The organism is Micromonospora sp. CA-259024, assembly GCF_050936255.1.
GTDB lineage: Bacteria > Actinomycetota > Actinomycetes > Mycobacteriales > Micromonosporaceae > Micromonospora.
Genome location: NZ_JBNJND010000001.1, coordinates 1,787,569 through 1,800,187, shown reverse-complemented (window position 1 = coordinate 1,800,187; position 12,619 = coordinate 1,787,569). Strand labels below are relative to the sequence as shown.

The 12,619-nt window shown below is 70.7% G+C and carries 12 protein-coding genes; 5 read left to right on the top strand and 7 right to left on the bottom strand.

What is annotated here, in order from left to right; translation table 11 throughout:
- Window positions 1–74 precede the first annotated feature (74 nt).
- Window positions 75–416: a hypothetical protein gene (locus ACQEUX_RS07525; protein ID WP_433043242.1), complete on the top strand. Its 342-nt coding sequence runs from the start codon at window positions 75–77 to the stop codon at window positions 414–416.
- Window positions 413–1,072, top strand: a complete 660-nt coding sequence (locus tag ACQEUX_RS07520; RefSeq protein WP_433043239.1) for a nucleotidyl transferase AbiEii/AbiGii toxin family protein — start codon at window positions 413–415, stop codon at window positions 1,070–1,072. The genes ACQEUX_RS07525 and ACQEUX_RS07520 overlap by 4 nt, the downstream gene beginning before the upstream one ends.
- Before the next feature lie 69 nt (window positions 1,073–1,141).
- Here the strand turns inward: ACQEUX_RS07520 and ACQEUX_RS07515 are convergent, their stop codons facing one another.
- Window positions 1,142–2,044, bottom strand: coding sequence for an SDR family oxidoreductase (locus ACQEUX_RS07515; protein ID WP_433043236.1), 903 nt, complete (start codon window positions 2,042–2,044; stop codon window positions 1,142–1,144).
- A 181-nt stretch (window positions 2,045–2,225) separates the two neighbouring features.
- Here ACQEUX_RS07515 and ACQEUX_RS07510 point away from each other — a divergent pair, with 181 nt between their 5' ends.
- Entirely contained in the window at window positions 2,226–4,016 is a 1,791-nt protein-coding gene (locus ACQEUX_RS07510; RefSeq protein WP_433043233.1) for a bifunctional metallophosphatase/5'-nucleotidase, read from the top strand.
- Window positions 4,017–4,071: 55 nt separating this feature from the next.
- Here ACQEUX_RS07510 and ACQEUX_RS07505 read toward each other — a convergent pair whose 3' ends face one another.
- Together ACQEUX_RS07505 and ACQEUX_RS07500 are read right to left on the bottom strand one after the other, a co-directional pair.
- Window positions 4,072–4,251 carry a hypothetical protein gene (locus tag ACQEUX_RS07505; protein ID WP_433043230.1) on the bottom strand — a complete coding sequence of 60 codons (180 nt, stop codon included), beginning with the start codon at window positions 4,249–4,251 and terminating at the stop codon, window positions 4,072–4,074.
- 113 nt (window positions 4,252–4,364) lie between these two features.
- Window positions 4,365–5,522 (bottom strand): geranylgeranyl reductase family protein, encoded by a 1,158-nt coding sequence (locus ACQEUX_RS07500; RefSeq protein ID WP_433043227.1) that lies wholly within the window; start codon window positions 5,520–5,522, stop codon window positions 4,365–4,367.
- A gap of 158 nt (window positions 5,523–5,680) precedes the next feature.
- Here ACQEUX_RS07500 and ACQEUX_RS07495 point away from each other — a divergent pair, with 158 nt between their 5' ends.
- Together ACQEUX_RS07495 and ACQEUX_RS07490 are read left to right on the top strand one after the other, a co-directional pair.
- Entirely contained in the window at window positions 5,681–5,917 is a 237-nt protein-coding gene (locus ACQEUX_RS07495) for a hypothetical protein (protein WP_433043224.1), read from the top strand.
- 85 nt (window positions 5,918–6,002) lie between these two features.
- Entirely contained in the window at window positions 6,003–7,448 is a 1,446-nt protein-coding gene (locus tag ACQEUX_RS07490) for an MFS transporter (RefSeq protein ID WP_433043221.1), read from the top strand.
- 65 nt (window positions 7,449–7,513) lie between these two features.
- Here ACQEUX_RS07490 and ACQEUX_RS07485 read toward each other — a convergent pair whose 3' ends face one another.
- The 4 genes from ACQEUX_RS07485 to ACQEUX_RS07470 all read right to left on the bottom strand — a co-directional run bounded on the left by ACQEUX_RS07485 (window position 7,514) and on the right by ACQEUX_RS07470 (window position 12,584).
- A complete protein-coding gene (locus tag ACQEUX_RS07485) occupies window positions 7,514–8,074 on the bottom strand; it encodes a hypothetical protein (protein WP_433043218.1) in 561 nt (186 codons plus the stop codon).
- Between the two features lie 737 nt (window positions 8,075–8,811).
- On the bottom strand, window positions 8,812–9,441 hold the full coding sequence (locus ACQEUX_RS07480; protein WP_433043215.1) for a hypothetical protein: 630 nt from the start codon (window positions 9,439–9,441) through the stop codon (window positions 8,812–8,814).
- Between the two features lie 13 nt (window positions 9,442–9,454).
- A complete protein-coding gene (locus ACQEUX_RS07475; RefSeq protein WP_433043212.1) occupies window positions 9,455–11,239 on the bottom strand; it encodes a DUF4012 domain-containing protein in 1,785 nt (594 codons plus the stop codon).
- Window positions 11,240–11,336: 97 nt separating this feature from the next.
- The gene (locus ACQEUX_RS07470) at window positions 11,337–12,584 is read right to left on the bottom strand and encodes a glycosyltransferase family 4 protein (protein ID WP_433043209.1); all 1,248 of its coding nucleotides are present in this window, start codon (window positions 12,582–12,584) and stop codon (window positions 11,337–11,339) included.
- Between the last annotated feature and the right edge of the window lie 35 nt (window positions 12,585–12,619).

Genomic DNA, 12,619 nt, shown 5'->3' with positions numbered 1-12,619 from the left:
CGCCACGATCAGCGCGGCAGCGCGCTGGGAACGTCCTGAGCGACACCGGCTCCGCCGGGCGTTACCCTGACACCATGCAGGTCGTCTCCCCCACCGTGACCGGCGTGGCCTTCTTGGCCCGTCCGGGTCGCCCTGCCGTGGTCGCGAGAACCCTCGCCGAGCTGGCCGGGCCTACCCGGGGCGTGGTGGAGCTGCCGGTGCGGTTGATGTGGAACGCCGAGCGCACCTTCGACCTCGGGGACCCCGACCAGCTGCTCTGGATGTACGAGAACGTGCTGCGCGAGACCACCCGCGCCGAGGACCTGCGCGTCCTGATCAACGGGCGGACGCTGCGCCGGGTGTGGCGACTGCTCAACCTGCCCCGGGGCGTACGCCAGGCGTGGGAGGCCCGACACCGCGGCCTGCGCGCGGCGTGATCGGGCCCCATCTGCACGAGTTCTACCGGGAGGTGGCCCGCGTGGCGCTGGCCGCCGCCGGGCCGTACCGATTCGTTCTGGGTGGCGGGGTGGCCTGGGCGGCGCACGGTCTCGTAGCCCGCCCGACGGAGGACGTCGACCTCTTCGCCGATGTGGAGGGTGCCGCCGCGGCGGCCTCCGACGGGGTGCGCGGGGCGTTGGAGCGGGCCGGGTTCACCGTGGCCGACGCCGACCCGGACAGTGACCTTGGTGGGCTGTTCGACGGGTACGAGCGGGACATGAAGGACTTCGTGGTGAGCCGTGACGGACGGCAGATCCGGCTGAGCCTCGCCCGGTTGGACCGCCAGCAGAGTCCGGTGGTGATGGACCTCGGCCCGGTGATGGACGTCCGCGACCTGGTGGCGAACAAGATCGCGGCGTTGGTCAACCGGCGGGAGGTCCGTGACTTCATCGACGTGGCGGCGGCTCTGGAGCACTACGAGGTGACCGAGCTGTTGGTACTGGCGCGGCAGGTCGACCCCGCGCTGGACCCGGCGGACGTGCGGGCCGCCGGCCGTTACCTGGACCGGCTGTCCGAGCAGCGTTTCGGCCGTTACGGCCTGAGCGCACCCGACGTCGCCCAGATCCGGCGGCGCTTCGCCGCATGGCCGCGCTGACCAGCAAACCCCACACCCGAGCCGAACCGGCGGACGGGCGACCCAACGAACAGCCGCCGGGCGGCGCGATCACTTGGTTGGTCGACCGCCGGTGACGCCCAGGATCTCGCCGGTGACGAAGCTGGATTCCTGCGAGGCGAAGAAGACGTACGCGGGAGCCAGCTCCGCCGGCTGACCAGGGCGACCCTCCGGGGTGTCGGTGCCGAACTGCTTCACCTTCTCCTTTGGCATGGTGGCCGGGATCAGCGGCGTCCAGACCGGGCCGGGTGCGACCGCGTTGACCCGGATGCCCTGCTCGGCCAGGTCGGCGGCGAGGGCCTTGGTGAAATTGGCGATCCCCGCCTTGGTGGTGGCGTAGTCCAACAACTGCGGCGACGGGTCGAACGCCTGAATCGACGCCGTGTTGATGATCGCCGATCCTTTGGCCAGGTGGGGAATGGCGGCCCGGCAGAGCCAGAACATCGCGTACAGGTTGGTCTTGAGCACCCGGTCGAACTGCTCGGTGCTGATCCCGAGGATCCCCTTGGCCTGCGACATCTGGTAGGCGGCGTTGTTGACCAGGACATCGAGGCCACCCAGGTCGCGCACAGCCCGATCGACCAGCTCCTGGCAGTGCGCCTCGTCGGTGATGTCACCGCGTACCGCGACGCCCCGCCGGCCTGCGTCCTCGACCAGCCGGATGGTCTCCTTGGCGTCGGCGTCCTCCTCCTCGCCCAGATACGAGATGAGCACGTCCGCGCCCTCCCGGGCGAAAGCGATCGCGACCGCTCGGCCGATCCCCGAGTCACCACCGGTGATCAGCGCACGCTTGCCGTCGAGTTTGCCGCTGCCCCGGTACGACTTCTCCCCGTGGTCCGGCTTCGGGATCATCTCCCCGGTCGAGCCGGGCGGTGACTGCTGCTGAGCGGGCTGGCCGGACTGCTGGCCGTACTGGCTGGTCGGGTCCTGCTGGGTGTGCTGGTCCTCACTCACCGACATCTCCTCGCCCTGGGCGGGATCCCTCCCGCGACGTCCGTCCCTGACCGCCCTACCCTGCGGCTGTCTGCGGAAACCGCAGGAACCGTCGGGGCTGCCGTGGCGGGAGTGCCCGTTGGTGGTTATGGTGCGCGAGGCGCCCGCGAGGCGCCCCTCCATCCCCATGGAAAGGCACGTCATGACCTCTCCCTCCGGCCCGTCGCGTCGTCAGGTGCTCGTCGCCGCGGCCGCGGCGGCGACCGCCCCGCTGATCGCCGCCGCCCCGGCGCAGGCGGCCGGCGCGGCCCGGTCACGCACCTGGGACCTCACCCTCCTGGGCACGTCGGACACCCACGGCAACGTCTACAACTGGGACTACTACCGCGACGCCGAGTACGACGACAGCAAGCAGAACGACATCGGCGTCGCGAAGCTGGCCACCCTGATCAACCAGATCCGCGCCGAGCGGCGGGGCAAGGCGACGCTGGTACTCGACGCCGGCGACACCATCCAGGGCACGCCGCTGGCCACGTACTACGCGAAGCAGGAGCCGATCACCGCCACCGGCGAGAAGCACCCGATGGCCCGGGCGATGAACGTCATCGACTACGACGCGGTGACGCTGGGCAACCACGAGTTCAACTACGGCCTGCCGCTGCTGGACCTGTGGATCCGCCAGCTCGGCTTCCCGGCGCTCGCCGCGAACGCGGTCAACGCGAAGACCGGCAAGCCGGCCTTCCTGCCGTACGTCATCAAGAAGGTCTCCCTCGGTTTCGCCGCGCCGACCCTGCGGGTCGGCATTCTGGGGTTGACCAACCCCGGTGTGGCCATCTGGGACAAGGGCAACGTCGAGGGCAAGCTCCGCTTCGACGACATGATCGCCACAGCGGCGAAGTACGTGCCGATCATGCGGGCCCGGGGCGCGGACATCGTGCTGATCTCCGCGCACGGCGGCGACAGCGGCACCTCCAGCTACGGCCCGGAGCTGCCCAACGAGAACCCCACCGCACTGATCGCCCAGCAGGTGCCCGGGATCGACGCGATCCTCTTCGGTCACGCGCACAACGAGGTGGTCGAGAAGTTCGTCACCAACGAGCAGACCGGCGCGCAGGTGCTGCTCTCCGAGCCGTCGAAGTGGGGCCAGCGGCTCACCCGGATGGACTTCACCCTCGCCCGCGAGCACGGCCGGTGGACGATCACCAAGAAGGCCGCCACCATGCTGAACACCAACACGGTGGTGGAGGACCCGAAGGTGCTCGCCGCGGTGCGTGCCCAGCACCAGAAGACCGTGACGTACGTCAACCAGGTCGTGGCACAGGCCACGGTTGAGATGTCCACCGTCGAGTCGCGGTACAAGGACACCCCGATCCTGGACTTCATCAACCACGTTCAGGCCGAGGCGGTCACCACGGCGCTGGCTGGCACGCCGTACGCCAGCCTGCCGGTGCTGTCGCAGGCCTCGCCGTTCAGCCGCACGGCGGTCTTCCCGGCCGGTGACGTGAAGATCCGCGACGTCGCCGGGCTGTACGTCTTCGACAACACCCTCGAGGCGGTCGTGCTCAGCGGCGCCGAGGTGCGCGCGTACCTGGAGTACTCGGCGAAGTACTTCCGTACCTTCGCGCCGGGCGCCCCGGTCGACCCGGAGCAGATCAGCGACCCGGCGGTGCCGGACTACAACTACGACGCGATCTCCGGCCTGGACTACGACATCGACATCTCCAAGCCGGTGGGCCAGCGGGTCACCCGGCTGGTGCTGCCCGGCACGGAAACCCCGGTTGCGGACAACGCGCAGTTCGTGGTGGCGGTGAACAACTACCGGCGCAGCGGCGGCGGCAACTTCCCCGGCATCGTGAAGACCCAGGTCTACAACGCGCAGCAGGAGATCCGTCAGCTGCTCATCGACTGGGCGCAGGCCAGGGGGACGATCGACCCGGCCGACTTCTTCCGGCCCAACTGGCGGCTGGTCCGCGAGGGCGTGCCGGTCTTCTGAGCTCAGCACATCGCAGGCGGGCCGTGGGTGGTGACACCCGCGGCCCGTTGCGTTCTCAACCGGCGTGGCGCAGGTTCCAGTGGACCGGGTCGTCGAACGGCTCGGACCGTTCGCTTCGTGCTTCGGTCTCGGTCAGCTCGACCCGCTCGTCGGGACGGACCGGGGGCGGCAGCTCCCCGAACCGTACGTGGCGCAGGAACGCGTACTCGTCGTCAGTGAACGGCTGCTCGGCCATCGGCACCTCCTGCGGCTTCCCTGCCATTGTCCAGCGGCTGGGCCACCCGGCACCAGCAGCATGTTCGACGGGGATCCGACCCGAGTCTGGGTGCTCACACCGCGTAAGGCATCCTAGGATCCTGGGTGAGCAGCGAGGGGCCGGCGCGGGCCAGGTAGCCGGTCCAGCACCGCCAGGGCCGCCCGGATGGACCGGCGTCCCAGCATCTCGTCGAAGCTCGCCCGGCCCTGGCAGAACTGGACGAACATCCGCCAGCCCAGCGGGGTCGCCAACAGGGCGTGGAACACGGCCGGGCGGCGGGTGAACACGTCGAGCAGCCGGAACCCCGCCCGCATCTCCGGTACCAGCCGCTCGGCGACCGCCCGCTCGTACCCGCCCAGGTCACCGTCGGCGACCGCCGCACCGGCAAGCCCACCCGAGCGCAACGCGAAGCTGATGCCCTCCCGGCTCCATGGCTCCAGCAGCCCCGCCGCATCCCCCACGACCAGCACCCGACCGTTGCGCAACGGCGAATCCTCTGCCCGGCAACGGGTCAGGTGACCGGAGTCGTGCTCCGCCGGCAACCCGGTCAGCCCCAACCGGTCGACGAACTGCCGCAGGTAGTCACGGGTCCCCTCCCCCGCGCCCCGGCCGGCGATCACGCCAACCGTCAACCGGTCGCCCTTGGGAAACACCCAGGCGTACGACCCCGGCATCGCACCCCAGTCCAGCAGCAGCCGCCCTCGCCAGCGCTCCTGCTCCGCGGGCGGCACCGGAACCTCCAGCTCCAGGCCCAGGTCCACCTGCCGGTACCGCACCCCCACGTGCCGGGCGGTCACCCCCGACGAGCCGTCCGCCCCGATCACCGCTCGGGCCGCGATCGTCGTACTGTCAGCCAGCCGCAGGCGTACCCCCTCGGGGTCCTGCTCGATCGCGCGGACGGCGACCCGCTCACGCATCTGCGCGCCGGCGGCGACCGCCGCCGCGCGCAGCCGGTCGTCGAACTCCTCACGGCGCACCATCGTCACCACCGGACCGTCGTTGCGGCGGGTGAACTCCCGGCGGCCGTCGCGGGTGAACGTGACACGGTCCACCCGGTCGTGCGCGGGCACCTCGATCCGGTCCTGAACGGCTGCCAGGGAGGTGCCGATGAGGCCACCGCCGCAGGTCTTGTAGCGCGGGTGCGCGGCCCGCTCGACAACCAGGGTGCGGACACCCGCGCGGGCGGCGGCGTACGCCGCGGACAGCCCGGCGGGGCCGGCGCCGACGACGACGAGATCCCAGACGATCACGGAAGCAGCCTAGGGCACCACCCGACACCCGAAGCCTTCGCCACAGCGGTTCCGCGCACCGCCCGACCGCCCGATCGGGTGTGCATCTTCGGTCATCGAGGGGGTAACCGGCGCGGGGCAAACCGCCGCACGATGGCGGACGAGCAGAGGAGGCAACGATGCAGCAGGTGCAACTGTCGGAGGCTGAGCAACGGGTGTACCAGGCGGTCACCACCCTTGAGGCACGCGGGCAGGTGCCGTACCCGGACCTGATCGCCGAGGAGTCCGGGCTGACCGAGGAGCAGGTGGGCGGCCCCCTGCACCTCCTCACCGAGAAGGGCCTGCTGCACCGCGAGGATTCGCCGATGGCGGGCCTCGACTTCGGTCCCCGGTTCTGCGCCCGCCAGATGGCGTGACCCGCGGAACCACCCGAGACGATTCGCCCCCCGGTGACGCGGGTAGCGGTCAGCAATGCGTGATCGACGGTCAACGGGGGGCGCGATGAGTGCGGCGCGAACGCCGCAGCCCGTGGACGCGGCCGAGAATCGGAGACGCTGGCAGGCCGTCGGCGTCGGGTTGGTCGCCGCGTTCATGACGCTGCTCGACGTGAGCATCGTCAACGTCGCGGTGCCCTCCATCGACCGGGCGTTGCGAGCCTCGTCGAGCGACCTGCAGTGGATCCTCTCCGGGTACGCGCTCACCTTCGGTCTGGCGCTGGTGCCCGCCGGCCGCTTCGGCGACGCACGCGGTCGGCGCAACACGTTCGTCTTCGGCATCGCACTGTTCACCGTGACCAGCGCACTCGCCGGCCTCGCCACCTCCCCGGCGTGGCTGGTCGCCGCCCGACTGCTCCAGGGCGCCGCCGCCGGCATCGTCAACCCGCAGGTCATCGGGCTGATCCAACAGCTGTTCCGGGGGTCGGAACGAGCCCGCCCGTTCGGGCTGCTCGGCGCCACCATCGGTATCTCCACCGCGGTGGGGCCGCTGCTCGGTGGGCTGCTCATCGCCATCGGCGGCGAGGAACACGGGTGGCGGTGGGTCTTCTTCGTCAACGTGCCGGTCGGCATCCTCGCGGTGATCCTCGGCTGGCGCCTGCTACCCAGCCGCCCCTCCGGTCAGCGCGGCTGGCGTCAACTCGACCCGGTCGGTGTCCTGCTGCTGGGCGTGGGCGTGGTCCTGGTCCTGCTCCCGCTGGTCCAGGAGCAGCAGTGGCGAACCCCCTGGAAGTGGGCGCTCATTCCGGCCGGCCTGGCGGTCCTGGTCGCCTTCGGGCTCTGGGAGCGACGGTACGCACGCCGCTACCAACCGCTGTTCGACCTCCGGCTGTTCAGCCTCCAGTCGTACACCCTGGGCTCGATCATGGCGCTGGTGTACTTCGCCGGCTTCACCGCGATCTTCTTCATCTTCACCCTGTTCCTGCAGATGGGCCTCGGCTACAGCGCGCTCGTCGCCGGCCTGGCCATCACCCCGTTCGCCCTGGGTTCGGCCGCCGCCGCCGTGCTCGGCGGCCGCATCGTCAACCGCATCGGTCGGCCACTTGTCGCCATCGGTCTACTCACCGTGGTGGTCGGACTGACCGCGACGGTGGTCGCGCTGCACCTCGCGCCGGACGCCCCGGCGCCCTGGGTCACCGCCGGACCACTGCTCGTCGCCGGCATCGGCAGCGGGCTGGTGATCGCCCCCAACCAGACGATCACCCTCTCCGAGGTGCCGGTAGCCCAGGCAGGCAGTGGCGCGGGCATGCTCCAGACCGGTCAGCGGATCGGAGCCGCAGCCGGCATCGCCGCTGTCGGCTCGCTGTTCTTCTCGTCGCTGGCCGACAGCCGGGGCAACTGGACCGCAGCCTTCGAACGGTCCCTCATGCTGGCCACCGGCATCATCGTGCTCGCGCTGATCTCCGCGCTGATCGATATTCTCCGCACCCACAACCACAGGAAGAGGACCTGACAACGCTGGCCGGCACCCCGGGGTGTGGGATGCCGGCCAGTCGGTGCTCGGTGTTGTGCGGTGGGTCAGCTGTTCCAGTACTGGCCGACCAGGTCGGTGGCCTGCTGCTCCCACTGGGCGTACGCGTCCGGGTACGCGGAGACCTGCACGGTCTGCGCGGCGTCGGTCAACGGCATGTCCTGCCACCCGTCGAGCTGCTTCAGACCCTTGAGGAACGCCGCCGTCGAGTAGGCGGGGTCGGTGATCTGCTCCGGCGTACCCCAACCCGAGGACGGGCGCTGCTGGAACAGGCCCAGCGAGTCGTGGTCGTTCATGTCGCCGAGGTGACCCAGGTTCTCCAACTTCGACTCCTGCAGGCTCGTCGCGATGGAGATGACCGCGGCCCGCTCGGGCATCCCGGCCTTCTTCGTGGCGGCGATGATCGCCTTGACGTTGGCGGTCTGCTCGTCGTTGAGGGTGATGTGCGACTGGTCGCCCTGCGGCTTGGGTGCCGTCTGCATGGCGACCGCGACCGGCTTGGCATCGACCGGGGTGGCGGCGTGGGCGGCGATCGGGCCGGCGAAGACACCACCGGCGAACGCGAGACCAGCAACGGACAGCATGCTCTTACGAATGATCGTGTTCATGGGGGTTAGCTCCTTCGGGGGTAAGGACACCCGCACGCGCCGATAGGGGTCGGCATCGCAGGGTGAGCACCTCGTCCGGGCGCATCAAATCCAAGGGAAAAGTCTTCGGGGGGTCGGCGGCCTACGAGCGGGGGCTCATGGCACCGGGTCTGTCTGTAACGACCGGGGGCCGGAGGCCATTCCCCGGGCCCACCCGCCGAATGGCAGCACGGCAGGGCGGTCGTTCGTGGGGATTGAACGACCGCACGAGGCCCGGCATTCCAACCCCGGGGGGCCGGGCGGCGGGCGGTGGTGCTGCGATCGTCAGGGTGTGTAACGACCCCGGCCCGGCCATGATTCCAGGCCACGGGTGCCACCGGTCACACCCCAGGCGAACACTCGACCGGACAAACCACCCAGACAGCCCGGCCGAGGCGGCACAAACCGCACCAGCCAGGCGTGATCCACTCGGGATCACCAAAACCGGGGTATCCGGGACGCGGGGACACCCCGACATCCGCAAACCGGGGTTGATCACGAAGCCACCGACATCGCGACCGCACCGAAAGCGGACACAAAGGGCCCCTGCCGAGGTCTGCGGTACCCGGGCGCGACTCGCGCGGGCGGCTGCTGGTCCGCTGTGGGGAATCGTGGAGAGATGGCCCTGGGAGGGGTGAATCACCCAGGACGGGCTGGCGCCCGTCGGAGTGCTCCGACGGGCGCCAGCTCAGTGCGATCCGGGCGCTGCCCGGTGGGGGTTAGTGCGCAGCACCGCCGAGGCGCTGACGACGACGCCAGGCCAGGGTCAGCAGCAGCATGACCGCACCGGCGCCGACCAGGCCGCCGCCGAGCTTCATGGGCGTGCCGAGGCTGTCACCCGTGACGGGCAGCGGCTGCTTCTTGTGCAGCACCCGCAGCTCCGTGCTGGCGGTCCGGCCGGACTCGCGGCCCGTGGCGGTGAAGGTCAGCAGACCGGTCACCGACGGCTTGTAGCTCTTGGTGAAGCGTCCCTGGCCGTTGGTGTACGCCGTGAAGTGCAGCGGCGCGCTCGCCTGGTAGGCCACCGGCGTCATGGCCACGGTGCTGCCGTCGCTGCGGCGGGCCGGAGCCTGACCGCCGGCCGGGGCGGCCAGCGGAGTCACTGTCACCGAGATGTCGACGGTCTCGTTCGGACCGAAGCCGGTGCCGGTCAGCACGACCGTCTCGCCGATGAAGATCGTCGGTCGGTTGACGGTCAGCGACGGGGGCGCGGGTACGTACGGCGGCGGTTGGGGCGGGTCGGTGGTCGCGGTAGGCGCCGGCTGCGGCTGTGCCGCCCCCGCTGCCGTCGGCACGGCCACCACGGCCAAACCGACCGTGAGCGCCATGATGATGCGGGATAGCCGCATGATTGGTTCCCTCCTACTGTTCACAGCTTGATGCGGAATGAACTTGGGTGGTCCAGGGGCTGGCGGTGGGGGTCAGCCACAGCTCGGCCTGCCCGACGCCGGTCTTGGCCGTCAGCACGGTGACCTCCAGCGCCTTCTCGGCTCCGGGGCCGACGTCGACACTGGCCGTCGCCACCTGACGGCGGCGTTCGGTGCCGCTGCCAAGCGCCACCTCGGCCCCGTCGAGTCGGGCCTCGAGCACCGCTCCGCCAGCCGGGCTGAAGATCGACACCAACGTGCGGGCGGTGTACGGGTCGCCAGCCATGCCGAGGCCGAGGACCGACTCGCTGAGTCCGGACTTCGGCGCCGTCGAGCGCAGGGTCACCCGCAGCCGGAGCTCGCGGCGGCCGTCGGGCCGGCATTCGCCGACCGTCAGGTTCGCCGTCGACCGCAGGTAGTAGCCGAGCTTCGCGCCGCTGCCGTCGTTGAGGAAAACGCCGACAGTCGGCACGGTGTCCTGTTCCGGAAGCGTCCCGGCCATCCGGCTGTCGCCGAATGTCCGCTGTTCCTCAGGTCGGGCACTCCAGAACAATATCCGGCGTTCAGTGATAGCACGGTCAAATGCGGACAACAACACCCTGGGGTTGACATTCTTCTTGAAGAAGGCGTCGAACACCGCAGCGGCCGACGCCGCGAAGAACTCGTCCTGCTGCCTGATGTCCAGCCGCTGGTAGCTGTCGTTGAGCAGGGTCTGCACGACCTTCTCGCTGGCGAGCGGGACACCACCGGGCACCAGCACCGGGCCGGTCGCCTTGAGCAGGTAGGACAGCACCACCGGGTCGACGGCGAGCACGCCGTCGACCGTGCTGCCCGTCTTGCGGCGGAACATCTCGCGGTACAGCGCGGCGGCGGTCGGGAAGTGCGGAGACAGATTGACGTCGGCGGGATAGATGCCGGGAAGATCGGTCCAGAGCGCGCGGGTCTCGGCGGGCACCTTGAGCGGCGGGGTGAACCGGCCCAGCGAGGCACTACTGCCCTGCTTGCCCATCGTGACCTTGCCGTCCTTGGCCTCGATCATCGCGTACGCGCCGAACATGCCGCCGGTGGCGCGCAGCTCGGCGAGGTTCTGCGAGACCAGCAGGTAGCGTCGCGGGCCTTTCGCGCCGAGCAGCGGCGGCAACAGCCGGGATCCCTGGTCGGCCGCCGTGGTGAGGCTGGCCAACCGGTCGATCTCGCCACGCAGGTCGGTCAGCGCCTGCTGGATCTGGCTGACCAGACGGTCGGCGGGCACCGCGGCCAGGTCCCGGCGCGTACGCTGCACCGACTCGTCCACCTGGGACAGCTCGGCGGAGACAGCGGTGAGCCGGGCCAGGTCCAGTCGACCACTGGTCGGAACCAGGCTGGTCAGATCCGTCCGGAGCAGGGTCGGAAACGCCTGCCGAGCCAGATCGTCGATGGCGACGGCGATCTGCCGGACCGCGTCGAGGTCGTCGCCGGCGATCGGAGTGCGCCGGCCAAGCTGCCAGCTCGGGTCGGTGGTCGCGGCTCGGGCCGCGGCGGACTGCTCCTGAAGGGCAGCGAGGGTCCGCAGTGCGCGGTCGGTGTCCCCACCGACCACCTGGGCGCTCAGCTCGCGGGCCAGCCCAGCGGCGTTGAGCAGGTGAGCGCGCGCCTGCCAGCCGCGGAAGCCGATCCAACCGCCGGTCGCCAGCAGCAACGAGCCGACCACCAGGGCGCCGAGGAGGGCCCGGCGCAGTCGGGCACGCCGACGGCGCCGGGACCGGCTTCTCCGCCGGATCGGTCGTTCGCTATCCGTCACACCACACTCCCGTTCGCGGAACCGGACAGATGGTCGATTCCCTGACGTTCTTAGCACGCATCGGGGAACTTCGTACCGTTATCGAATTTCTCGCCCTTTAAGCGAGGTTTCCTCGGCGTTCGGCGGCGGGCTCCGGGACTCGCCCCGCCGCCTCGTGCAGCAACCGCTCGATCCGGTCCACCCCGGCGGGCAGCGACATCTCCCGCAGGTACGCCTCCCGCCCCCGGCGACCCATTTCGGTACGCGTGGGTGGGGGGATGGTGGCGGCCAACCAGAACCGGTCGGCCAGCGCCGCCCAGTCCTCGGGCGGGCAGGACAGCCCTGCCCTGGCCCGTTCGACCAGGTCGGCGGTGTCCCCACCGGCCGACGCGACCACCGGCGCGGCACAGGAGAGCGCGGCCTGGAGCTTGCCGGGCACCTGCCCGCGTAGCTCCGGAAGATCGCGCGCCATGATCAGCTGGTAGTCGGCGGCGGCGTACAGCTCGGGCATGTCGACCGGAGACCGTCGCTCCAGGAAACGGACGTTGTCCGCGCCCAGCTCGGCGGCGAGCCCCCGCACCCGCCGCTCCGCCGAGCCCGAACCGACCAGGACCAGATCCATCGTCCGGTCCAACGCCGCGGCCGCCCGGACCGCGGTCTCCAGCCCCTGCCGCGCGCCGATGGTCCCGGCGTGCATCACCACGCACCGACCGTCCCGGCGGACCATCCGGCGGGCCGCCGCGCTGGGCGTCGTCGGGTGGAAGATCCGCTCGTCGGTCCAGTTGAGCACCAGCCGGACCCGGGCCGGGTCGGCGCCGGCGGCGACCACCAGGTCCCGCATCGACGGGGCCGCGACCGCGATCCGGGCTGCCGCCCGGTAGATCCGGGTCATCGCGCTGCCCATCCGCGCCGCCCAGCGCCCCTCGCCCGCCTCGTCGGCGCCGTCACGGGTCCAGACGTCCTGAACGTGCAGCACCGCCGGTACCTGCCCGAGCAGCCGGAGCACCCCGGCGGCGGCGAACGTCGTGGCCGGCAGCTGAAAGACGTAGAGGGCGTCCACATTGCCGAAGTACCGGCGCGCGGCCAGCGTCGCGCTGCCGGCGAAGGAGAGATAGCTGGCCATCCTGCCTCTGGTGGACGCGGCATTCCCGAGGTACCGGGGCACCCGCCGGACGGTCAGCCGTTCGCTGTGCGTCTCGTGGTGCCAGCGCTGTCGCCAGCCGGGATAGACGTGCCCGCCCGGGTAGTCCGGAAATCCGGTGAGCACCCGAACCTCGTGCCCACGCGCGGACAACTCCTCGGCGAGGCTCCCGGGGATGAACGCCGGCTCGGGCGGAAAGTGGTACGACAGGATGCCGATCCTCACCGGTACACCCCCGTCCAGCGCTGATCGACGTCGGT